We start from the raw sequence: 21,620 nt of genomic DNA, 5'->3' as shown, positions 1-21,620 counted from the left end.
TCAGTTGATCGAAGGGATCAACCGCAGCGTTCGCGTCTTGCCGCGCGGCCCGCACGGCCATACAGCACCTTGTGTGACCCAAGCCGCAAGCCAGCCTGAGGACCGCCAAGCCGTCAGCTCTTCATCGAGCCGGGCGGCCTATGTCGTGCTGGGCATGCACCGCTCCGGCACCTCGGCCATCACCCAGGTGCTGGCCCTGGCCGGCGCCTCCCTGCCCGAAAACGTGATGCCGGGGGACGAGCACAACGCCAAGGGCTATTTCGAGCCCTGGCGGATCGCGGTGTTCAACGATCAACGCCTTCGCGCCGCCGGCGGCGCCTGGGACGACCCGTTCATCTTCCCCTATCGCGCCCTGGACCCCCGGGAGGAGAAACGCTGGATCACCCGGGCCACGGACCTGTTCGACGAGGAATTCGCCGGCGCCCGCCATCCCTTGATGAAGGATCCCCGGGTCAGCGTACTGGGCCCCCTGTGGCGGACGGTGCTGCAGGACCTCGGTCTTACAGCCCGGGCGGTCATCCCTGTGCGCCATCCTCTGGAAGTGGCCGGCTCGCTCGCCAAACGCGATGGATTCCCGGTGGAGAAGTCGCTCCTGCTGTGGGTGGCCTACATGCTCGGCGCCGAGAACTGCAGCCGCGACATGCCCCGGGCCTTTGTCTCCTATGACGGACTGCTCAGCGACTGGCGAGGACAGGCGGCGCGGATTGAAGCCGCCCACGGCGCGCCCCTGCCCGCCCTTACCCCGAAGGCCGCCAAGGCCATCGACGGGTTCCTGACCCGAGAGCTTCGACACAACGCCGCGGCGGACGATCTGACCCAGATCCCCCTGGTCGGCCCCCTGGCGGCCCGGGTTTATGCCTGGTTCGAGGCCGCCGCCAGCGACCAGCCGCGCCCCGCCGAGGAGCTGGCCGCCGCGGCCCGCACCCTGGAAGACATGCGCCAGTCCATGGGGGTGTTCGTCTCGCCGGTGACATCCGACCTCGCCCTGGCCCGCGCCGAGCTGCTGGAAGCGCGCCAGATCGCCGCCTTCGAACAGTCCAAGATCCGCGCCCTTGAGGCCCAGATGGCCGAGCATGCGGCTCAGGCCGAGGCGCATCGCAGGCTGGAGGGGGCGGTGAACGACCTCCTCGACGACTTCCTCGGCGAAAGCTGAAATCCCGCTTACCGACGGATCGCCGTGTCAGATTCCAGCTCTTCCTCGCCGACCGATCAGGCCGCCGAACGCCTTGGCCAGCGGCGCTATGTCCGCCTGCAGGCCGCCGCCGCCGCCGCCCAACGCTGGCGACGCTATCGCGAAGCCCGGGCGCGGCAGGCCGCCAGCCTCGTCCTGCCACGGCTTTCCCGGCGGGCCGCCGCGATCCTGGCCCGGGGCAAGTGGCCCGGGCGGGCGCTTCTGATCCTGTTGTCGGGGGTCTGGAGGAGCGACGAGCTTCAGGGGCTTGGCGGCGAGCCGACCCTGACCGCCAATCTCGACGACTATGTCCGCGCCGGACCTGACCCCGCCGCTCAGCCGCGCGCCCTGTTCGACCAGTCGGCCTATCTGGCCAGGGCGCCCGAGCTGGCCGGCTCGCGGTGGGCGCCGCTGGCCCACTACCTGACCCTGGGCGATGGCGCCGGCCTGGATCCCCATCCCCTGCTCAGCGTCAATGACTACCGCCTGCGCCATGGGGCGGCGCTGGAGGCCAGTGGGCTGAGCGTGCTTCAGCACTACCTGCTGGTCGGCGCGGGCCAGGGCCTTGATCCCCACCCGCTGTTCGACCTGCGCCACTATGTGGGACAGTGCGAGGCGGTGGCGCTCTCCGGGGAAGATCCCCTGATCCACTATCTGCGCGAAGGCTGGCGCCAGGGGCTCGACCCCCACCCCCTGTTCGCCAATGACTGGTACCTGGAACGTCACCCGGAGGTGGCGGCCGCCGGGATCGCGCCCCTGCTGGACTATGTCAGCGGCGGCGCGGAGCTGGGCCGCGACCCGCATCCGCTGTTCGACGGCGCCTGGTACGCCGAGCGCTACCGGGACCTGCGCACGCCGGGCTTTAACCCGCTCGCCCACTTTGTCCGCTTCGGGGCCCGGGAGCATCGCGACCCCTGCCCGCATTTCGACACCGCCTACTACCTGCAACAGGACGGCGTCGCCGAGCACGCGGGGACCGACCCCTTGAGCGACTATGTCACCCGCGGCGCCTTCCAAGGACTGTGGCCGGCGGCGGACTTTGACGAGGCCGCCTATCTTCTGGCCAATCCTGAGGCCGCGGCCGCCCCCTACAGCAGCCTGGAGCATTGGGCCCGCCATGACGGCGCCAAGCCTGCGCCCCTGGCCGGCTCCGGGGCGCAGGGGTCTGCGGCCCTGTTCGACCAGTTGCGCGAGACGAGCCGTCGGCGCGATCCGGCCGCCTATGACCTGCAGGCCTATGATGATCTGACCCGCAACTGGGCCAGGATCCAGGCCGAGCGGGTGGAAGGGTTCGCGCCCACCCCGCCCAGGATGGTCACGGTCAGCGGCGACCTGGCGGCGGCGGCGCGGAAGATCACCGTTCCGGCGCCCGCCAAGCCCAAGGTCTCGATCATCGTCCCGGCCTTCAACAATCTGCGCTTCACCCTGGAGTGCCTCCAGGCCCTGACCGAGGCCGGGGGGCTGGACGAGGCCGAAACCCTGGTGATCGACGACGCCTCCACCGACGACACGGCCGCCGTTCTGCCGGCCGTCTCGGGCCTGAGGATCGTCACCAACACCGAGAACCTGGGGTTCATCCGCACCTGCAACCGGGCCGCCAGCGAAGCCCGCGGCGAGGTGCTGATCTTCCTGAACAACGATGTCCAGGTCCGGCCGGGCTGGCTCAGCCCCCTGGTCGAGGCCCTCGCCGATCAGAAGGTCGGCGCCGTGGCGCCCAAGATGCTGTTCCCGGACGGACGGCTTCAGGAGGCCGGCGCCCGGATCAACGCCGACGGCACCAGCGAGATGATCGGCCTGTTCCAGGACCCGGACCTGCCCCGGTGGAACGTCCGCCGAGAGGTGGACTACGCCTCGGGCGCCTGCCTCGCCGTGCGGCGGGCCGATTTCGAGGCGCTGGAGGGCTTCGACCTGGCCTTCGCCCCGGCCTATTGCGAGGACGCCGACCTCTGTTTCCGCCTGCGGGAACGGGGCGCCAAGATCGTCTACGAGCCGCGCTCGGAGATCATCCACCACCTCAGCATCACGGCCAACTCCATCGACGCCGGCTACAAGCTGCGCCTGGCGACCCGCAACCAGCAGCGCTTCGTCAAGCGCTGGGCCCACCGGCTGGACGCCCTGAACCAGGTGCGCACCATCGCCTTCCACCTGCCGCAGTTCCACGCCATTCCGGAGAATGACCGCTGGTGGGGCGCGGGCTTCACCGAGTGGACCAATGTCACCCGGGCCCTGCCGAGCTACCGCGGGCACTATCAGCCGCACCTGCCCGCCGACCTGGGCTTCTATGACCTGTCCGATCCCGCGGCCCTGAAGCGCCAGGCGGCGCTGGCGGCCCGCTATGGCCTGGGGGGCTTCTGCTTCTACTACTACTGGTTCTCCGGCGGGCGACGGGTGCTGGAGACTCCGCTCAATCATCTGATGGCCAAGGACGGGCCAGACTTCCCGTTCTGCGTCTGCTGGGCCAATGAGAACTGGACCCGGACCTGGGACGGCCAGGAGCAGGACGTGCTGCTGGCCCAGACCTACAGCCCAGAAGACGCCGTGGCCCTGATCACCGACATGGCCCCGCTCATGGCGCTGCCGAACTATATCCGGGTGGACGGCCGGCCCCTGCTGGTCATCTATCGTCCGGGCCTGCTGCCGGACGCCGCGGCCTGGGCCAGGACCTGGCGGGAGACCGCCTGCACCCTTGGTCTTGGGGAAATCTATCTGGCCTTCGTGGAGACCTTCGACGTGGCCGGGACCTATCCCGACCCCGCCGCCCTGGGCTTTGATGCGGCCATCGAGTTTCCGCCCATGGGGGCCGCCCAGCCCATCAACCCGCCAGGTCCGCTGCAGAACCGCGGGTTCAAGGGGGTGGTCAGCGACTACCGCGAACTGGTGCGGCACTTCCTGAAGGCGCCGACCCCGGCCCACACCCGCTTCCGCGGGGTGGCGCCCTCCTGGGACAACACCGCGCGCAGGCAGGACAACGCCTATGTCTTCCACCATGCCAGCCCCGGCGCCTTCCAGGCCTGGACCGAGGCCATGCTGGCCGAGACCAGGCGCCAGAACTTCGGCGATGAGCGGATCGTCTTCATCAACGCCTGGAACGAATGGGCCGAGGGCGCCCACCTGGAGCCCGACGTCCGCTTCGGCCACGGCTGGCTGGAGGCCCTGCGCAACGCCGCCGAGGCCGACCTGCTGGAGCCCCGCCCATGAGCGCCCCCGACCGCGACGGCGATCTTTCCGACCTGGTGGTGGTGGGTCACCCCTTCGCCCCCATCGGCATGGGGGAACATATGCGTTCCACCGTGCGCGCCCTACGGGCGGCGGGCCTGAGACCTGGACTGCTGGACGTCTATGGGCTGGACCGGGGGCGCGATCCCGACCTGGAACGCGCCTATGGCCCCGACGTGACCCGCAAGCTCTCCCGGTCCGTGAACCTCTTCTGCATCAACGCCAATGAGGTCGACGAGGTCTGCGCCCGGCTGGATCCGGCGGACTTCGCCCAGGCCCGCAACATCATCTTTCCCGCCTGGGAGTTGCCCGACTATCCGCAAGCCTGGGTGGAGACGCTGGCGGCCTTCGACGGCCTCTGGGCCCCGAGCGCCTTTGTCCAGGACGCCATAGCCCGGGCGACGGGCCGCCCGGTGACCCGGATTCCCCTGGCGGTGGACATGAAGCTCTCGGCCTTTCTGGGGCGTCGCTGGTCGGACATTCCCGAGCATGCCTTCGTGGTCATGTTCGCCTTCGACTTCTCCTCCTACGCGGCGCGCAAGAACCCCTTCGCGGTTCTGGAAGCCTTCGAACAACTGGTGAAGCGGCGCCCTGAGGCCCCCCTCCACGCCCTGATCAAGTACAAGGGCGGCGACCCGAACAATCCTGACCGCAAGGCCCTGGAGGGCCGGATCGCGCGTCTGAACGGCCGGGTCCAGACCATCACCCGGGAGATGTCGGACAACGAGGTCAAGAACCTGTTCCGCAACGCCGATGTTTTCGTCTCCCTGCACCGATCCGAGGGCTTCGGACGGGGCCTGGCCGAAGCCATGGCCCTGGGGACGCCGGTGGTCGCGACGGGATGGTCGGGCAATATGGACTTCATGGACGCCGAGACGGCCCTGCTCGTCGACCATCGCCTGGTTCCTGTGAAACCCGGTGAATATCTGCATGGGGAGGGGCAGCACTGGGCCGAGCCCGACGTCGCCCAGGCCAGCCGGCTGATTGAGCAGGTGCTGGATCGTCCGGCCCAGGCGCGGGCCATGGCCGAGCGCGCGCGGCGCAGCATCCGCGTCCACCTCAATCCCAAGACCGTCGGGCTGGAGGCGCTGGAGGCCCTGCGGTCCGCCTGACCCCGCGCGCCTCAGGCGGCCGGGCGCAGGGTGGGGGCCGGGGCGTTGGCTGGCGGCTCGGTGACAGCGATCTGGTGGATCAGGAATTCACCGCCGGCGGCGTCGTCGAAGTCGAGACGAATGCTCTCGATCAGGGATGTGACCCAATCCTCGCCGCCCAGGGTGGGGTTGCGCATGTCATAGGCCAGGATCACGGTTTCATTGACCTCTGGGGCTGCGCCCTGGAAGGGCTTGGCCATGAAGCCAGCCGCCTCGGGGTGAGCAGCGGTGACATAGTGCAGGGCGCCGTCCCAATCGGAGGCCGCCGCCAGCCGCGTGACCCGGACCAGGACATGGCTGAACCGCCGACCCTCCAGGGCCAGGCCTGAGGGGCTGCGCAGGGCCGGGTCGAAGGCCCGGGCCGCCAGACGCAGGCCGCTGGTCTCGGCGGGCAGCACCTCGCCGCCGGCCATGACGAAACCGTCCGTGGAGCCCTCGAAGGTCCAGAGCCGGCCAGCCCGCAGGGGCTGGCCCTCGAACGTGAAGGCCCCCGCCGCGGCGTCCCAGGCATAGGGGCCAGGGCGCTCCACCGCCGTCGCCGCAGAGCGAGCGGGGGGCGGCAGGACCCGGTCGTCGGCCGGCTGGGGTCTGGGATTGAGCTGGGGCTCCCGCGGGCGCGGTTCATCACAGGCCGCCAGCAGCACGGCGCAAAGGGCGAGCATCGACAGGACGGGCGACTTCATGGGGCGATCTCCCGGCGACTCCAGCGCCAACGTCGGCGCAGGCGGCCATAGGGTGGATCAAGCGCCAGATAGAGCAGCCCCGCCAGGGCCGCCAGGTCGAGATAGTAGAGGTAGCGGTAGTCACAGGCGATCGAGATCAGGGCGAAGCTCGCCGTGAAGGCCAGGGCCGACAGCAGCATGGCGGCGATCACCACGTCGGCGGCTTCCCGGCGCCAGAGCAGCACGCCGGCGCTGACCAGCGCCACCAGGGCGTAGAAGACGTGGGAAAACAGCGGGGTGTCCAGATACCAGGTGCTGTAGTTGTAGAGCGCCTGATCGGAGGGCTCCATCAGCGGGGCGATCCCCAGGGCGGTGGTCAGGGCCTCGGGTCCGCTGACCCCCACATAGACCGGCAGGCAGGAATCGATCTTGGGCGTGGCGAACACCCAGCGGAACACATCCCACCGGTGGCGCAGATAGGCGTCGGGATGCTGGATCAGGATGGCCCGCCACTGGGCGAACACCACCTCGTCAGGCAGGCCCCACAGGGCGGCGCCGATCTTGTCGTCGTGACCGAGATAGTCCACCCGCTCGGGTGTGTAGAGGGGCGTCGCCCGATGGCGAATCTGTTGCTCAGCCAGGGGGTCGTGGTTGCGGATGACATCCAGGGGCAGGGTCGGCTTGACCGCCGCCGAGCCGATGATGTCGTAGTGGGCGACGATGCGGACGCCCCGGGAGCCGGCCTGGTCAGGGCCCGCCTGCGCGGGCTGGGACAGCAATCCCATGGCCATGGAGGCCGCCAGGGTGGCGACGAGCCCGCCCAGTCCCCAGGCGAGGCTGGAGCGCCAGCCTCGACCATAGGCGATCCAGGCCAGGGCCAGGGACCCGAAGACCGGCGCGACCAGGCCGTTCTGGCGCACCTGGGCGGCGGCGGCGAAGGCCAGGAGGGCGCCGGCCAGCGCCCACCACGGCCGGCGAGGGGCGTCCCAGACCCTGGCCGCCTGCGCCAGGCAGGCGAAGCCGGCCAGGGCCAGATTGGCGAACAGCACGTCCTTCCAGACCACCCCCTGATAGATCAGCAGAGTCGGGGTCAGGACCATCAGGGCGCCCAGCACCACCGCCGCCCAGGAGACCTGACGCCGCAATCGGCGGAAGGACAGCAGGCTGCCGGTGACCAAAAACCCGCTGGCGGCCACATAGAGGCCCGTTCCCGGCGAGACCGAATCAAAGGCCCCCAGGATCCAGGCGTAGAGGGCCGGGCCCCAGGTCTCACGGACCTGCATCCGGCCCTCGTGCAGCTGGGCCAGCGAGTCGTAGGACAGATGCCCTGGCAGGTTGAGCGCCAGCATCAGCACATAGCCGGTGAGAAGTACGGCCCCCAGGGCCTGACTGGCCGTGAAGCTCGGCCTTGGCAAAGTCATCATTCTGATCGAGCCCGCCCCCTGATCGCCCTCTGGTACGACCGGGCCGCGCAGACGCAAAGCGCCAATCGTCGCTTTCTTGGCGCAACCGCCCATTCGTGGTCATTTGACGCCGATGGACAACGCCCCCCTACACGTGCGCCCCACGCAGACCTCGGCTGAGGCCCTGGACGCCTATTCCGGTCTGCTGTCGACGGTGTTCGGCGACGGGCCGAAGTTCGCGGCCCAGGCGCTGGCCTGGCGCTATCGCGACAACCCTGCCGGGTCCGTGGTCGGGGCCGACGCCTGGTCCGGCGAGACCCTGGCCGCCCACTACGTCGCCTGCCCCCTGCGGGCGAGCGTCGAGGGCCAGGCGCTGAAGGGCCTGCTGTCCCTGAACACCGCCACCCACCCCGACTTCCAGGGCCAGGGTCTGTTCACCCGGCTGGCCCGGACCGCCTATGACCAGGGCGCGGAGCTCGGCTATGACTTCGTGATCGGCGTCGCCAACGCCCAGAGCACGCCGGGCTTCCTCGGTCGCCTCGGCTTCCAGCAGGTGGGCCGCCTTGAGGCCGGCCTGCTGTTGCGGACGCCGCGCCGGTTCGCCCCCGCTGAGCTGCAGTTCAGCGGGACCTGGGACGAGGCGACCCTGGCCTGGCGTCTGGCCAATCCGGCGGCGGCCTACAGGACCGTTCGGCGGGGCGATCTCACGGCCGTCTATGCCGACACCCACCTTCCCGGCGTGCGATGCGCCGGATTTGTCGAGACTGACGCCGGCGAAGCCCCACGGCCCGCCCCGCTCGGCCTGACACTGTTCATGGGGTTGGACCCCCGGATAAAACTGGGTCAGCTCGGCTACTGGCCCTTGCCGGACCGCTTCCGCCCCTCGCCCCTGAACCTGATCTACCGGCCGTTGAGCGCACGGGCGCCGCGCAGCCTGGACCCCCGGGCCACGGCGATCAGCTTCCTGGACTTCGATCCCTACTGAGATGGCAGACGTCTATATCCTCGCCCATTGCGACGACGAGTACGCCGCCCTGCCCCTGATCCTGGAAGCTAGGGCCGCAGGTCGCGATCAGATGTTCCTCTATGTGGCGGAAAATCCCGGGCCAGACCTGCCCGACAGGCGCCTTGCCGAGGTGCGAGCCTTCCTGGCTGAGCTTGGTCTGCCGCCTGAGCGCGCGCAGTACGCCGCGCCAGGTTCGGGGGCCTATGACGGCCAGGTCCACCTTCATCTGCCCGCCTGTCTGGCTGCGTTGCGCCAACGGCTTCAGGCGATCGCGCGGGTGGACAGGATCATCATCGCCGCCTGGGAGGGCGGGCACCCAGACCACGACGCCTGCGCGGCCTTGGCCGCCGTACTGGCCGCCGAGCGCGGCGTCGAGATCGAGCAGTTCAGCCTCTATAATCGCCGCGGCCTGACGATCCTGCCCTTCCAGGCCTGCGCGCCGATCCCGGAAAACGGGGCCGTGCGCCAGCTTAGGCTCAGCCCTGCTGAGTGGCTGCGGTGGGCGCTGCTGGTGCGCTGCTATCCCTCACAGGCGACCAGCTGGCTTGGCCTCTGGCCCTCGATGTTCGCCGGCTTTCTGCTGCGGGGCGGTTACGGCGTTCAGGCCCTGGATCCCGCCCGCCTCTTTCAGCGGCCCCACGAGGGCGACCTCCTGTACGAGCGGCGCTTCGGGGTGTCCTACGCGGCGGTGGCCGCCGCCGTCGCAGGGGTCGTCGGACCGGAGCTCAGGCCTTGCCCTGCGCCTGCATGACCACGACGAAGCCGGCCAGCATCAGGCCGTAGCCCAGGGCGAAGCGCCAGGACATCGGCTCCTTGAACAGGACCCAGGCCAGGATCGGCACCAGGGCCGAGCCCAGGATGGAAAAGACATAGGCCTGGGACAACGGCACCCGCGTCAGGATGTAGAACCACAGGAGCGCGGTCAGCCCGTACCAGGAGAAGGCGCCGATCAGCGGCAGGTTCTTCATCAGCCGCAGGATCAGCGGCCCGTCCAGGCGCTCGTTGTAGAGGGCCGCCCACTTGAACATGATCTGACCCAGGGGCAGGGCCGCGGCGAAGACGACGCACAGCAGGGTGTCGCGCAGAGCCATCATGCCTGGGGCGCCGCCGATAGAGAGCCGTCGGCCAACTCGCCCTCGACCTGGGCGGCGGCTTCGATCCGCGCCAGGGTGCGCAGATAGGGGTGGATGGGCCGCACCGGCACATTGACCACATCGAAATTCATGGCCTGCAACAGCAGTTGGACGCCGATGATGATCGGCAGGGCCGCGGTCATCACCACGCCGGCCGAGGCCGCCATGCCCGGTTCGCGGACCGCCATCCAGTTCAGCGCATAGAGGGTTCCGAAGCCCAGGAAGAGGGCGCCGAAGATGAGCTCCAGGGTCGCAACATTGAAATCGCGGACGAAGTACTGCCCCAACACCCGGCGGATGAAGTTGCGCAGGTGACGCCCGGCGAAGGGGCCAATGATCTGGCTGACCTTGAGATTGCTTACCTCGTCGCCATAGCGGGCGGGGATGGGCACATCGCGAACCACGGCCCGCAGGGTGCCCAGGTGATAAAGAAGGTCGGTCTCGAAGAAGAACCGTCGGGCCACCGGCTTCTGCGCCACAAGGCGGGCCACGCTGGCCTCGATGGCCGTGAACCCGTTGGTGGGATCAAACACGTTCCAGTAGCCGGTCGAGAGCTTGGCCAGGAAACTCAGGCCCGCATTGCCGAAGATGCGCAGGCCCGGCATGGCCTGCAGGTGACTGACCGAGGAGAACCGGTTGCCCTTGGCGTAGTCGGCCTCCCCCAACAGGATCGGCGTCACCAGCTGAGGCAGGTAGCCCAGGTCCATCTGGTCGTCCCCGTCCACCTTGACGAGGATCTGGCCGCCGAGGCGCGCGGCCTCCTGATAGCCGGCCAGGGTCGCGCCGCCGACGCCCTGGTTCTGGGCCAGACGCAAGACGCGCACCCGGGGATCGTCGCTCTGAGCCTCGATCAGGTCGCCGGACCGGTCGGGGCAGGCGTCATCGACGCACACAATCCCTTCGACCCAGGCCGGGGTGCGGGAGATCACCCTCATGATGTGATCGGTGACCTTGTAGCAGGGAATGACCAGCCAGACCCCGGCGCCTTCAAGGGCGGGCTCGAGATTGCGGAGGTCCTGCGGCGGGACGAAGTGAGGCCGGGCGAACTGATCCATGGACGACATGCGGCGCGGCCTCCCTAGAGCGTAACGCGATCAGACGGACCCGTCTGACCGTTGAATCATGCCCCAGAATCCAAAGTTTGAGCGCGTGTCGGCCGCAAAACCGGTTTCCCTTTTACGGAACGCGCTCGGGTCGTGGGCTAGCACGGGGCCCGCCTGCGGCCAAGTCGAAGGCAAGGCGCCATGCTTGCGCCGCAAAAATCCACCTGATACCAGCGGCGCTCGCTTTGGGAGACCCTATGGAATCCGGTCAACACATGCTGCGGACCGGACGGCGTGGCACGCTGTTCGAGTTCAGCATGGCTCTGAGGGACCTCGTCACGTCCTATCATCGCCGGGGGCTGGCCTGGTCCCTGGCCTGGCACGACGTGGTCTCGCGCTATCGCGGCTCCATCCTCGGCCCGTTCTGGATCACCATTTCGATGGGCCTGATGGTGCTGGGCATCGGCCTGCTCTACGCTAAGCTGTTCGGCATCTCAGTGGCCGAGTTCATGCCCTATGTGGCCATGGGCATCGTCTTCTTCGGCCTGATGGCTGGGACGATCAACGAAGGGTGCGACACCTTCGTGCAGGCCTCAAGCATGTTGAGCCAGACCTCCCTGCCGATGTTCACCTTCATCTGGCGCACGGTCCTGCGCAACCTGATCAACCTGGCGCACCATGCCGTGATCATCGTGGGCGTGATCCTGTTTTTTGGTCTCTGGCGGGTGATGGACGTGTTTCCGGCCCTCGGCGGCCTGCTGCTGACCATCGTCAATCTGGCCTGGATCAGCATGCTGGTGGCCATCGCCTCAGCCAGGTTCCGGGACATTCCCCAGTTCGTCATGTCGGTGATGCAGTTCGCCATCTTCATGACGCCGGTGTTCTGGAAGCCCGACGCCTTCCCCGATCGTCACGCTTTCCTGACGCTGAACCCATTTTACCATATGCTGACCACCATCCGGGCGCCCTTGCTGGGTCAAGAGGCGGACGGGCTGTCCTACGTCGTCCTGGCCATCATGGCCGTGCTGGGATGGGCGCTCACCTTCTCGGTCTTCGCCATCACCCGCCGCCGGATCGTCCACTTCCTATGACCGAAGTCTCCATCAAGGTCACCGACCTGACTCTGCGCTTCCCGGTCTATGGGGTCGACGCCAAGTCGCTGAAAAAGAACCTGGCCCGGGTGACGGTGGGGGGACGCCTCAGCTCTTCCCAGACGGGCGCCACCGAAGTCACGGCCCTGTCGCACCTGAACCTGAACCTGCGGGCCGGCGACCGGCTGGGGCTGATCGGCCACAATGGCTCGGGCAAGACCACCCTGCTGCGGGCGCTGTCTGGCGCCTATGAGCCCGACGAGGGCCAGATCGAGGTCCGTGGACGCATCGCCGCCCTGCTCGACCTGTCGCTCGGCATCGACCCTTCGGCCACCGGCGTCGACAACATCCGCCTCCGCGGCCGGATCGCGGGCATGTCCTCCAAGGAGATCGAGGACAAGATGGACGAGATCGCCGAGTTCAGCGGCCTCGGCCCCTTCCTGGCCATGCCCATGAAGACCTATTCGGCGGGCATGCAGGCCAGGCTCGCCTTCGCCGTGGCCACCGCGGTCGAGGCCGATGTGCTGCTGATGGACGAGTGGATCTCTGTGGGCGACGCCGATTTCCAGAAGCTGGCCCATCGCCGCCTGCTCAACCTGGTGGAGCGGGCCGGCATCCTGGTGCTGTCGTCGCACGACGCGGGACTGCTGCGGCTCTACTGCAACAAGGTCATGCGCCTCGAAGGCGGCGTGGCCTCCGAGGTCAAGGACATCAGGCGCCTCGACGAACTTCTCGCCGCGGCCTGACATTGCCGGGCGCCTCAGCCCGCTGTTAGACAGGCGCAGCCGTCGGGAGCGGGCCCTTGGACGTCGTCTTCACCATCGTTTCGCGGAACTACGCCGCCCAGGCCGCTGTGCTCATGCGCAGCCTGGCTGCGGCTGAGCCGGACGCCGCCCGGGTGGTGATCGCCGCCGACGGCCCCATTCCGCAGCTCGAGTCCCTCGCGCGGGTGATCGAGGCGTCCGACACCGGCGCGCCCATCCCAGCCATGAGCGTCTATTACGACGCCCTGGAGCTGAACACCGCCATCAAGCCCCACGCCTTCCGAAGGCTTCTGGCCGAGCCCGGCGTGACCTCGGTCACCTATCTGGACCCCGATATCTTCGTCTATGCGCCCCTGACGCCGGTGCGCGAGGCGCTGGCGCAGGCGCCCCTGGCGCTGATCCCTCACCTGACCCGGCCGCTGGCCGGCGAGGCCAGTCCCAACGACCACACCATCCTGACCTCGGGCGCCTATAATCTCGGCTTCCTGGCCGCCCGGCGGACCAGCGAGATCTTCGCCCTGATGGACTGGTGGGCCGAGAAGTGCCGCTTCGACTGTCGGGTGGACTTCGCCAACGGCCTGTTCACCGACCAGAAGTGGATGGACCTGGCGCCCGGCCTGGTCAGCGATGTGGCGATCCTGCGAGATCCGGGCCTCGACATCGCCTACTGGAACCTGGAAGGGCGCACCCTGGCGCGGGGTCCTGAGGGCTGGCGGGTCAATGGCCAGCCCCTGGGATTTTTCCACTTTTCCGGTTTCGACCCCCGGCGGAAGGATGTCCTGAGCAAGCACCAGGACCGGATCGTCGTGGCGCGGGACTCCCCCCTGTCGCAGCTGCTGGCGGACTACGCCCAGGCGCTGCTGGACAACGGCCATGATCAGGCCAGCCGGATCGCCTACGCCTATGGCGCCTTCCCCTCCGGCCGCCCGGTCAGCCGGGCCATGCGTCGGTGCGCCCTGCGCGCCGCGCGGGCGGGCCAGTCCTTCGAGTCAGGCCTGACCCCTGAGGTCGAAGCCTGGATGGACGCGCCAGAGCCCCTGGCCGCCGTCGATGGCCTGCCTGACATCAGCCGGGAGATGGACCAGGTCTGGCGCGACGATCCCACCGCGGCGGTCCGTTTTTCCCGCAACTCTCTCCAAGACCGGCTGGCCCTACACGCCTGGTTCGTCGCCCGCAGCGACACCCATCCCGCCGCCGCGGCCGCAGCCAGCGGGCTGGTTGAGGCCTGGCGCGCCGGCGCCCGCCGTAGCGCCCCCTGGCCGCAGGTCGACGCCCCTTGGACCGGTCCGTCGGCCGGCGTGGCCGACTGGGTCTCGGCGCCGTCGGAAGGGCCGTGGCCGCGGGCCGCTGCGGGCCTGCTCGCCGCCCGGGGGGACCTGCGCGAGCGTTTTGGCGAGGCTTCGCCCGAGACCCTGCTCGCCTGGCTCCTGGGGCCCGAGGCCGAGGCCGGGCGTTTCGCCCCGGCGCTTCTGGACGGCCCCACCCTTCTCGACCTGAGCCAGGACATCGCGCCCCTGCTGGACGCGGCCCGATTCGCCCGCGCCGCCCATGGGGAGACCTCCGATATTCGCCTGCAGATCTCGGCGGGCTATGGGGTCGCCGTGCGGGCCCGCTGGCCCGAAACCCTGCGCCGGGCCGTTCGCGGCGAGGGCGACCGGCTGGTGGGAAGTCTGTCTGGCCCCTACCCCTTCCCCCGGGTGCTGCTGCGCATCTGGGACAGTCGCCCCGATCTGCAAAGGCTGTTTGCGCTCCACACCCTTGTCGGGCGGCTGGCCTATCTGCGCTGGCTCATCGGCGGGGGGCTCCGCGAATACGACATCGAGCCCGACGGCCTGCCGGAGAGCCTGACCCACAGCGTGGTCTACCGCCTGGCCCGGCTCAGCGTGCGCGACGCCCGCCCCCCTGCCCGGCGGGGAAGTCCCGGCCGGGCGGCGGCGATCGTGGTGGTCCAGACGCTCACCCCGGCCATGGCGGATTGGCCCAACGGGGTTCTCATCTGCGAGGCCAGCTCCGGGCGCCTTCGCAGGCCGGACGGCGCCCCCGTCGGGCCGACGGAGGTCGACACGGTCATCTTTGGCTCATGCCCGGGCTTTGTCGCCGCCGACGCCCAGACGCTGATCGCCCAAGGGGTGAGCTGGCGCCATGCCGCCGCCGTCTGGAGCGCCGCCACCTTGAACGCGCTTGACGATGACCACCCCGCCTGGGGCTTCGTCGACGAGGTCTGGAGCAATGCGGCCGCCACGCGGACCAGGCCCCGCCCGGTCGATATCCTGTCATCCGACATGCCGCTGCAGGCGCAACTCGCCGGACTGATGGCGTCATGAGCCTGGTGGGCGGTCTGCGCCGGTCCTGGCGAGGCTTGGCGCCCGAGAGCCTGCGGCGGGCGGTTCAGCCGTTCCTTTCGCCCCTGCTCGAGGCCCATGTCCGCCGACAGGCCCGCCGCCCCCATGGCGCCGGCGGCGAGGCCGGCGGCCCTCTGCGGATCGTGGGCTACTTCTCCGGATCGCATGGCATCGCCGCATCGGCCCGGTTGGCTGCGCGGGCCTTCACCGCCCTGGGCGTCCCCGTCGAACAGATCGACGCCGCTGGCGCGGCCTTGACCTGGGAGGCGAAGGGCCCGGCGCCCACGCCAGCCAGCGCCTGGATTTTTCATCTTAACCCCCCCGAATTGCTGGCCGCCCTGGGTCAGATGGGGGCCGCGCGGCTGGTCGGGCCCCGTTACGGCTATTGGGCGTGGGAGCTGCCGAAGGCCCCGCCCCTCTGGCTGAAGGACGCCGGCCTCATTGATGAGGTCTGGGTTCCCAGCCGCTATGTGGCTCAGGCCATGTCGGGGGCGCAGGCGCCCGTCCGCGTGGTCCCCCATCCGCTGTTTCTCGAAGACTACGACTCCGTGCGCCCCGCCCCGCGCCAGGCCGAGTTTCAGGCTGTCAGTCTGTTCGACTTCAATTCCTCCGCCGCCCGGAAGAACCCGCACGGGGCGCTCGCCGCCTTCGCCCGGGCCTTTGGCGAGGATGGGTCTGCGCGGCTGGTGATCAAGACTCAGAACGGCGCGCGCTTTCCACACGCCCTGAACGCCCTGCGGGCTGCGGCGCCCGCCAATGTCGAGGTGATCGACGGCGTCTGGCCCTATGAGGCGGTCAAGAGCCTGATCGCCGGGTCCGATGTGCTGATCTCCCTGCACCGGGCCGAGGGCTTTGGCCTGACCCTGGCCGAAGCCCTGGCGCTCGGCACGCCGGCTGTGGCCACAGGCTGGTCGGGCGTGACGGACTTTCTCGACGATGAGGTGGCGGTGCTGATCTCGGCTGGCCGCACGCCGGTGGAGGACCCCCAGGGCATCTATGCCGGACAAAGCTGGGCCGAGCCCGATGTCGATCAGGCCGCCGGCGCCCTGCGCGCCCTGCGGGCCGAGCCGGAGCGGCGGGCGCGGATGGCCGCCGCCGGCCGCCGGCGGGTGGCCGAGCGGCTATCGCCGCAGGCCTGGTTCACCACCCTGCCCGACGCGGTGAAGGCCGCCGCAATGCGGGCCGCCCAGGGCCGTTGAGGCGCCGCGCCTAAAGGTCGAAGCGAACGCCCTGAGCCAGGGGCAGGGTCGCGCCGAAGTTCACCGTATTGGTCGTCCGGCGCATGTAGGTTTTCCAGGAGTCAGAGCCCGCCTCCCGGCCGCCGCCCGTCTCCTTCTCGCCGCCGAAGGCTCCGCCGATCTCCGCGCCCGAGGGGCCGATGTTCACATTGGCGATGCCGCAGTCCGATCCCCAGGCCGAGGTGAACTGCTCGGCTTCCCGCAGGTCGTTGGTGAAGATGGCGGACGACAGGCCCTGGGGGGCGGCGTTCTGGGCGGCGATGGCCTCGCCGAGCTCATGGTATCGGGTCACATAGAGGATCGGCGCGAAGGTCTCGCGCAGCATCACCGCACTCTGGATCGGCATTTCCACCAGGGCTGGACGGACATAGACGCCGGGCCCCTCCAGCCGCTGTCCCCCGTGAACCTGGCCACCCTCGCCACGGGCCTGCGCCAGGGCGCGGTCCATGGCCTCGCCCGCCGCCCCGTCGATCAATGGTCCGATCAGCACTCCGTCGGCCCGGGGATCCCCCACGGAAACCGAGTCGTAGGCCCCCTTCAGCCGGGGAATGAAGGCGTCATACAGGCTCTCATGCACGAACAGCCGGCGCAGGGTGGTGCACCTCTGGCCCGCCGTGCCCATGGCCGCAAAGGCGACGCCGCGCAGGGTCAGGTCAAGATCGGCCGAGGGGGCCACGATGGCGGCGTTGTTGCCGCCCAGCTCCAGCAGGGCGCGGGCGAACCGCTGCGCCAGCCTTGGCGCCACGGCCCGGCCCATGGCGGTGGAGCCGGTGGCCGAGACGAGGGCCACGCGGGGGTCATCCACCAGGGCTTCGCCCACCTCACGGCCGCCGATCAGCACCTGGGACAGGCCGGGGGGCGCCTCCCCGAACCGGGCGGCGGCGCGGTCGAAGGCGGCCTGCACCGCAAGGGCCGTCAGCGGGGTCTTTTCCGAGGGCTTCCAGATCACCGGATCGCCGCACACCAGGGCCAGCGCCGCATTCCAGGACCACACCGCCACGGGGAAGTTGAAGGCGCTGATGACCCCCACCACGCCCAGGGGGTGCCAGGTCTCCATCATCCGGTGGTCCGGACGCTCCGTGGCCAGGGTCAGGCCAAACAGCTGGCGGGAAAGACCGACCGCATAGTCGCAGATGTCGATCATCTCCTGCACCTCGCCGAGGCCCTCGGAGACCACCTTGCCGGCTTCCAGGGTGACGAGACGCCCAAGGTCAGCCTTGGCCGTTCGAAGCTCGTCGCCGAGCAGCCGGACCAGCTCTCCCCGTCGTGGCGCGGGAACTCTACGCCAGGCCAGGTACGCCACCTGAGCCTTTGCGATCGCCGCCTGGACCTCGCCTGCCGTGGCGTCTCGCACCGTGGCCACAGCCTCGCCTGTGATGGGCGATGAGACGGTCCGCTCTCCCTCTTGCCAGAGGGAGGGGGCGACCCCCAGGCGCGACAGGGTGGCGGCGACGTCGGCGGCGGCGTCCTGGGCGGGGGCGGGTTTCAGGGTCAGGGTCATGGGGCCCTCTCTCAGGCGCTGCGCAGGGCTTGATCGTCGCCGGCGTACCAGCGGCCGAAGCGATTGGCGAGGAACCGGTCCAGGGGGATGTCTTCCTGCCGGATGAAGCCGCGGGACGGCAGGTCACCGCTCGCCAGCATGTCGGCCACCGCGCAGACCGAGGCGGCTGTGGTGATCTGGATGGCGCTCTTCTGGGTCCCGGCCACAGGCTGGGCATAGATCTTGTTCACATAGGTCTCCTGCATCAGGGCGCCGGCCTTCATGCCGCTGACCGTGACAAAGACGATGACCACGTCCTGCATTGTGGCTGGCACCGCGTGCTCCAGGATGTCCTTCAGAAGGTCCCGGCGGTGTCGCAGGCCCAGATCATCCAGCAGGGTCCGCATGATCGCCGCATGGCCGGGGTAGCGGATGGTGCGATAGTTCAGGTTGCGCACCTTGCCGGCCAGGGTTTCGCACAGACTGCCCAGGCCGCCGGAGGTGTTGAAGGCCTCATAGGTCACCCCATCCAGGGCGAATTCCTCCAGCCCCTCCAGGGCGGCGACCTCCTGGCGTCGGCCCTGGACAATGGCCTCGCAGGGCTCGCAGTACTCGTTGATCACCCCTTCGGTGCTCCAGGTGAGATTGTAGTTCAGCCCGTTGGTGGGATAGCGCGGCAGGGCGCCGACCCGCAGGCGCACCTCGTGCAGGTCATCGAACCGCCGCGCCAGATCGCTGGCCACGATGGAGATGAAGCCCGGCGCCAGGCCGCACTGGGGGATGAAGGCGCTGTCGGCGCCCTCGGCCAGGGCGCGCACCTCCCGGGTGGCGGCGACATCCTCGGTGAGGTCCAGATAGTGGGCGCCGGCCATCTTCACGGCCTGGGCGATGGGGACGGTCAGCTGATAGGGGGCGGCGCTGATCACCGCGAAGGCGCCCTCCAGGGCGCGGGCCAGGGCCGCGGAGTCGGCCACATCGACACTGATCTGCTCCAGGCCAGCCTCGGCGGCCCGCAGGCGGCCGGGGTCACGGTCGAGCACGGCGACCTGGTAGGCGCCGGAGCTCCGCAACATGTCGACAATCGCGGAGCCGATCTTGCCGGCCCCCACAACCGCTATTTTCCGCATGACCACCCCTCCTTGCGAGTCCATCGCCAAGGTCATCGAGTTCGTCGTCGACACCAATTGCAGTTTCGGCGTAAATGACGGTAATTCTCGGCGATATGCCGAATATTTCGGGCGATCTGTCATGGACGATCTGGACCAGCACCTGCTCGCACGCCTGCAGGAGAACGCCCGCGCCCCGGTGGCCGAACTGGCTCGCAGCCTTGGTCTGTCGCGCACCACCGTCCAGAGCCGGATCGCCCGGCTGGAGCGGCGGGGGATCATCGCCGGCTATGCGGTCCGCACCTCGCAGGCCCACGAGCAGGGGCAGATCCACGCCTTCGTCATGCTGACCGTCCAGCCCAAGGCGGCCGGTGTGGTGGCCAGCGCCATGCGCAAGATGCCCGGCGTGCGCCGGCTGCAGTCAGTCAGCGGCGCCTTCGATCTGATCGCCACGGTCTCCGCCGCCGAGGTGGCGGCCATGGACGCCCTGATCGACGAGATCGGCGGGCTTGAAGGCGTCGAGCGGACCAACTCCTCCATCGTGCTGTCGACCAAGTTCGAGCGCTAGGCCCCGGGCGGCCCCATCATTCCCGGAACTCTCTGGCGCGCCTGCGGATTGGAGCCTCGTCAGAGAGGGACCCGCCATGACCGACGACAAAGCTACACCCCCCGACGAGGGCTTTCGAGAAGACGCCGAGCGCGTCGCCCGCGACGAGCGGGACATTCAGAAGACAATTGATCGCCATGACGCCAAGGCCGGCGACTCTGAAGATGAGCCCAAGGCCATGCAGGCCGGCGCCCGAGAATACCCCGCTCCGCCGCTTCCCCAGCAGCATCTGAAGAAGCCGGGCCTTGAGGCGGACCTCAAGCTTGAGCCGATGTACGACGCCCCCTTCTACAAGGGCTCCGGCAAGCTTGAGGGGTTTGCGGCCCTGATCACCGGCGCGGACTCCGGCATCGGCCGGGCCGTCGCTGTCCTCTATGCCCGGGAGGGCTGCGACGTGGCCATCGGCTATCTCAATGAGGACGAGGACGCCCAGGTCACCAAGGCCGCGGTGGAGAAGGAGGGGCGCCGGGCCATCCTGCTGCCCGGCGACGTCGCCGATCCCGCCTATGCCCGCCACGCTGTGGACAAGACCCTGGAGGCCTTCGGCCGCCTCGACGTCCTGGTCCACAACGCCGCCTTCCAGGAACACGCCGACGATCTGGAACAGATCACCGATGCGCACTTCGACCGGACCCTGAAGACCAATCTTTATGGCGGCTTCTATCTGGTCCGGGCGGCGGTTCCGCATATGAAGCCAGGGTCTGCCATCCTGATGACCGGCTCAGTGGTCGGGTTGCAGGGCTCGGGGGAACTGCTTGACTACGGGATGACCAAAGGCGGCCTGCACGCCTTCGCACGCTCCCTCTCGGCCCAGCTGATCCCCAGGGGGATCCGGGTCAATGTGGTGGCGCCCGGTCCAGTCTGGACGCCGCTGAATCCCGCCGATCGCCCGGATGTGACCCAGTTCGGATCCGGGGTTCCTATGGGACGGCCGGCTCAACCTGAGGAAATCGCGCCGGCCTTCGTCTTTCTGGCGTCCCCTCAGATGTCGAGCTACATCACCGGTGAAATCCTGCCGATCATCGGCGGGTACTGATCGCAAAGGGGCTAGACCTTGGCTGACACCGAAGCGCGCCCCACACCGGTCCCGGCGAAAAACGGGGCTGTCGCCGCCGCTCTTTCCCCTGTCTTCGTACGCCGGGTGTTGTTCCTGGTGGGTGTCGGCCTAGTTCTCCTGGTGGCCTGGAAGCTGCTGGACGTCCTGCTCCTCGTCTTCGGGGCCATACTGGTTGCGGTCCTGCTGCGCAGCCTCGCCAATCCCATCCACCGCCTCACGCCGCTGCCCGAGGGCCTGTCCCTGCTGGCGGCAGGCCTGATCATCATCGCGCTGCTGACGGGCGCGGGATGGCTGTTCGGGGCGACGGTGACCCAGCAGATTCAGGAGCTGATCGAAAGTCTTCCGCAGTCCCCTGAGGAGTTCCAGGCGCGCCTGGCTCAACTGCCCCTCGCCGGGGAAATCAGCGCCCAGCTCGAAAATTTCGACATGGAGTCGGCCCGCAGCGCCGCAGGCCCAATCCAGAGCATCCTTGGCCAGGTTGGCGGCTTCGCCATGACGGCGGCCGGCGCCTTGACCAATCTGCTGGTGGTGATCTTCGCCGGCATCTACCTGGCGATCAGTCCCCTGACCGCGCGCGATGGCTTGCTCAGCCTGGTGCCCGCCGGCCCCCGGGAACCGGTGCGCCACGCGATGAACGTCAGTGGGAATGTCTTGAGGCGCTGGCTGCTGGGCCAATTCGTCTCGATGACCATCGTCGGGGTCCTGACCGGTCTGGGAGTCTGGATGATCGGGCTGCCCTCGCCGGTGGCGCTGGGGTTGTTTGCCGCCATCGCCGCCTTTGTCCCGATCGTCGGGCCCATTGTGTCTGTGGTCCCGGCCGTGATGCTGGCGCTGCAGGACGGGCCGATGATGGTGGTCTGGACCATCCTGGTCTACATCATCGTCCAGCAGATCGAGAGCAACCTGACTTATCCGCTGATCCAGCGGAAGGCGGTGGACCTGCCGCCGGCCCTCACCCTGTTCTCGGTGCTCGGCTTCGGGGTGTTGTTTGGCCCCCTGGGCGTGGTCTTCGCCGCCCCCCTGCTGGTGGTGCTCTTCGTGATGGTGAAGATCCTCTACATCCGCAACACCCTGGGCGAGCCAGCCAACGTGCCCGGCGAATAGTCACAGGCACGAAGAAACCCGCCGCGCAGGCGCGGCGGGCTCCCCT

18 protein-coding genes are annotated in these 21,620 nt (G+C 69.0%); 12 read left to right on the top strand and 6 right to left on the bottom strand.

Features of this window, described 5'->3' with window-relative positions; translation table 11 throughout:
* The first annotated feature begins 73 nt into the window (after nucleotides 1-73).
* Genes Q8K84_RS11910 through Q8K84_RS11900 form a run of 3 tightly spaced genes read left to right on the top strand, consistent with a single transcriptional unit; the run spans nucleotide 74 to nucleotide 5,499 of the window.
* Nucleotides 74-1,153 carry a sulfotransferase family protein gene (locus tag Q8K84_RS11910; RefSeq protein WP_305282840.1) on the top strand — a complete coding sequence of 360 codons (1,080 nt, stop codon included), beginning with the start codon at nucleotides 74-76 and terminating at the stop codon, nucleotides 1,151-1,153.
* A gap of 24 nt (nucleotides 1,154-1,177) precedes the next feature.
* Nucleotides 1,178-4,369 carry a glycoside hydrolase family 99-like domain-containing protein gene (locus Q8K84_RS11905; RefSeq protein WP_305282839.1) on the top strand — a complete coding sequence of 1,064 codons (3,192 nt, stop codon included), beginning with the start codon at nucleotides 1,178-1,180 and terminating at the stop codon, nucleotides 4,367-4,369.
* Entirely contained in the window at nucleotides 4,366-5,499 is a 1,134-nt protein-coding gene (locus tag Q8K84_RS11900; protein WP_305282838.1) for a glycosyltransferase family 4 protein, read from the top strand. Before Q8K84_RS11905 ends, Q8K84_RS11900 begins: the two co-directional genes overlap by 4 nt.
* Nucleotides 5,500-5,510: 11 nt before the next feature.
* Here Q8K84_RS11900 and Q8K84_RS11895 read toward each other — a convergent pair whose 3' ends face one another.
* Nucleotides 5,511-6,221 (bottom strand): hypothetical protein, encoded by a 711-nt coding sequence (locus tag Q8K84_RS11895; RefSeq protein WP_305282837.1) that lies wholly within the window; start codon nucleotides 6,219-6,221, stop codon nucleotides 5,511-5,513.
* Nucleotides 6,218-7,621, bottom strand: a complete 1,404-nt coding sequence (locus tag Q8K84_RS11890; RefSeq protein WP_305282836.1) for a hypothetical protein — start codon at nucleotides 7,619-7,621, stop codon at nucleotides 6,218-6,220. Before Q8K84_RS11890 ends, Q8K84_RS11895 begins: the two co-directional genes overlap by 4 nt.
* A gap of 136 nt (nucleotides 7,622-7,757) precedes the next feature.
* On the opposite strand from Q8K84_RS11890, the gene Q8K84_RS11885 reads away from it, so the two are divergent.
* Both Q8K84_RS11885 and Q8K84_RS11880 read left to right on the top strand, forming a co-directional pair.
* On the top strand, nucleotides 7,758-8,588 hold the full coding sequence (locus tag Q8K84_RS11885) for a GNAT family N-acetyltransferase (protein WP_305282835.1): 831 nt from the start codon (nucleotides 7,758-7,760) through the stop codon (nucleotides 8,586-8,588).
* A gap of 1 nt (nucleotide 8,589) precedes the next feature.
* On the top strand, nucleotides 8,590-9,360 hold the full coding sequence (locus Q8K84_RS11880; RefSeq protein WP_305282834.1) for a hypothetical protein: 771 nt from the start codon (nucleotides 8,590-8,592) through the stop codon (nucleotides 9,358-9,360).
* Here the strand turns inward: Q8K84_RS11880 and Q8K84_RS11875 are convergent.
* Nucleotides 9,335-9,703: an EamA family transporter gene (locus Q8K84_RS11875; RefSeq protein WP_305282833.1), complete on the bottom strand. Its 369-nt coding sequence runs from the start codon at nucleotides 9,701-9,703 to the stop codon at nucleotides 9,335-9,337. The genes Q8K84_RS11880 and Q8K84_RS11875 overlap by 26 nt on opposite strands.
* Nucleotides 9,700-10,806 carry a glycosyltransferase family 2 protein gene (locus Q8K84_RS11870; RefSeq protein ID WP_305282831.1) on the bottom strand — a complete coding sequence of 369 codons (1,107 nt, stop codon included), beginning with the start codon at nucleotides 10,804-10,806 and terminating at the stop codon, nucleotides 9,700-9,702. The genes Q8K84_RS11875 and Q8K84_RS11870 overlap by 4 nt, the downstream gene beginning before the upstream one ends.
* A gap of 236 nt (nucleotides 10,807-11,042) precedes the next feature.
* On the opposite strand from Q8K84_RS11870, the gene Q8K84_RS11865 reads away from it, so the two are divergent.
* From Q8K84_RS11865 to Q8K84_RS11850, 4 genes are read left to right on the top strand one after another with little or no spacing between them, the layout of a single operon-like run.
* Nucleotides 11,043-11,876: an ABC transporter permease gene (locus Q8K84_RS11865; RefSeq protein ID WP_305282830.1), complete on the top strand. Its 834-nt coding sequence runs from the start codon at nucleotides 11,043-11,045 to the stop codon at nucleotides 11,874-11,876.
* The gene (locus tag Q8K84_RS11860; RefSeq protein WP_305282828.1) at nucleotides 11,873-12,622 is read left to right on the top strand and encodes an ABC transporter ATP-binding protein; all 750 of its coding nucleotides are present in this window, start codon (nucleotides 11,873-11,875) and stop codon (nucleotides 12,620-12,622) included. Before Q8K84_RS11865 ends, Q8K84_RS11860 begins: the two co-directional genes overlap by 4 nt.
* Nucleotides 12,623-12,678: 56 nt before the next feature.
* A complete protein-coding gene (locus Q8K84_RS11855; RefSeq protein WP_305282826.1) occupies nucleotides 12,679-14,964 on the top strand; it encodes a hypothetical protein in 2,286 nt (761 codons plus the stop codon).
* On the top strand, nucleotides 14,961-16,181 hold the full coding sequence (locus Q8K84_RS11850; RefSeq protein WP_305282825.1) for a glycosyltransferase: 1,221 nt from the start codon (nucleotides 14,961-14,963) through the stop codon (nucleotides 16,179-16,181). The genes Q8K84_RS11855 and Q8K84_RS11850 overlap by 4 nt, the downstream gene beginning before the upstream one ends.
* Before the next feature lie 10 nt (nucleotides 16,182-16,191).
* On the opposite strand, the gene Q8K84_RS11845 is transcribed toward Q8K84_RS11850, so the two are convergent.
* Together Q8K84_RS11845 and Q8K84_RS11840 are read right to left on the bottom strand one after the other, a co-directional pair.
* On the bottom strand, nucleotides 16,192-17,721 hold the full coding sequence (locus Q8K84_RS11845; protein ID WP_305282824.1) for an aldehyde dehydrogenase family protein: 1,530 nt from the start codon (nucleotides 17,719-17,721) through the stop codon (nucleotides 16,192-16,194).
* Between the two features lie 11 nt (nucleotides 17,722-17,732).
* Nucleotides 17,733-18,827: a saccharopine dehydrogenase family protein gene (locus Q8K84_RS11840; RefSeq protein WP_305282822.1), complete on the bottom strand. Its 1,095-nt coding sequence runs from the start codon at nucleotides 18,825-18,827 to the stop codon at nucleotides 17,733-17,735.
* Between Q8K84_RS11840 and Q8K84_RS11835 the strand changes: the two genes are divergently transcribed.
* From Q8K84_RS11835 to Q8K84_RS11825, 3 genes are all read left to right on the top strand, one after another.
* Nucleotides 18,826-19,374 (top strand): Lrp/AsnC family transcriptional regulator, encoded by a 549-nt coding sequence (locus Q8K84_RS11835; protein WP_305282821.1) that lies wholly within the window; start codon nucleotides 18,826-18,828, stop codon nucleotides 19,372-19,374. The two genes, Q8K84_RS11840 and Q8K84_RS11835, sit on opposite strands and share 2 nt — an antisense overlap.
* Nucleotides 19,375-19,450: 76 nt before the next feature.
* Nucleotides 19,451-20,449 (top strand): SDR family oxidoreductase, encoded by a 999-nt coding sequence (locus tag Q8K84_RS11830; RefSeq protein WP_305282819.1) that lies wholly within the window; start codon nucleotides 19,451-19,453, stop codon nucleotides 20,447-20,449.
* An 18-nt stretch (nucleotides 20,450-20,467) separates the two neighbouring features.
* The gene (locus tag Q8K84_RS11825; RefSeq protein WP_305282818.1) at nucleotides 20,468-21,574 is read left to right on the top strand and encodes an AI-2E family transporter; all 1,107 of its coding nucleotides are present in this window, start codon (nucleotides 20,468-20,470) and stop codon (nucleotides 21,572-21,574) included.
* The last annotated feature ends 46 nt before the right edge of the window (nucleotides 21,575-21,620 follow it).

The organism is Phenylobacterium sp., assembly GCF_030679875.1.
Lineage (GTDB): Bacteria > Pseudomonadota > Alphaproteobacteria > Caulobacterales > Caulobacteraceae > Phenylobacterium.
This window is presented reverse-complemented; position numbering and strand designations above follow the sequence as displayed.

Bases quoted from the DNA above. Each gene is read 5' to 3' on its own strand.
- Q8K84_RS11895 (WP_305282837.1), bottom strand. From the start codon at position 6,221: ATGAAGTCGCCCGTCCTGTCGATGCTCGCCCTTTGCGCCGTGCTGCTG.
- Q8K84_RS11900 (WP_305282838.1), top strand. From the start codon at position 4,366: ATGAGCGCCCCCGACCGCGACGGCGATCTTTCCGACCTGGTGGTGGTG.
- Q8K84_RS11835 (WP_305282821.1), top strand. From the start codon at position 18,826: ATGACCACCCCTCCTTGCGAGTCCATCGCCAAGGTCATCGAGTTCGTC.
- Q8K84_RS11880 (WP_305282834.1), top strand. From the start codon at position 8,590: ATGGCAGACGTCTATATCCTCGCCCATTGCGACGACGAGTACGCCGCC.
- Q8K84_RS11865 (WP_305282830.1), top strand. From the start codon at position 11,043: ATGGAATCCGGTCAACACATGCTGCGGACCGGACGGCGTGGCACGCTG.
- Q8K84_RS11840 (WP_305282822.1), bottom strand. From the start codon at position 18,827: ATGCGGAAAATAGCGGTTGTGGGGGCCGGCAAGATCGGCTCCGCGATT.
- Q8K84_RS11870 (WP_305282831.1), bottom strand. From the start codon at position 10,806: ATGTCGTCCATGGATCAGTTCGCCCGGCCTCACTTCGTCCCGCCGCAG.
- Q8K84_RS11875 (WP_305282833.1), bottom strand. From the start codon at position 9,703: ATGATGGCTCTGCGCGACACCCTGCTGTGCGTCGTCTTCGCCGCGGCC.
- Q8K84_RS11890 (WP_305282836.1), bottom strand. From the start codon at position 7,621: ATGACTTTGCCAAGGCCGAGCTTCACGGCCAGTCAGGCCCTGGGGGCC.
- Q8K84_RS11860 (WP_305282828.1), top strand. From the start codon at position 11,873: ATGACCGAAGTCTCCATCAAGGTCACCGACCTGACTCTGCGCTTCCCG.
- Q8K84_RS11830 (WP_305282819.1), top strand. From the start codon at position 19,451: ATGACCGACGACAAAGCTACACCCCCCGACGAGGGCTTTCGAGAAGAC.
- Q8K84_RS11850 (WP_305282825.1), top strand. From the start codon at position 14,961: ATGAGCCTGGTGGGCGGTCTGCGCCGGTCCTGGCGAGGCTTGGCGCCC.
- Q8K84_RS11845 (WP_305282824.1), bottom strand. From the start codon at position 17,721: ATGACCCTGACCCTGAAACCCGCCCCCGCCCAGGACGCCGCCGCCGAC.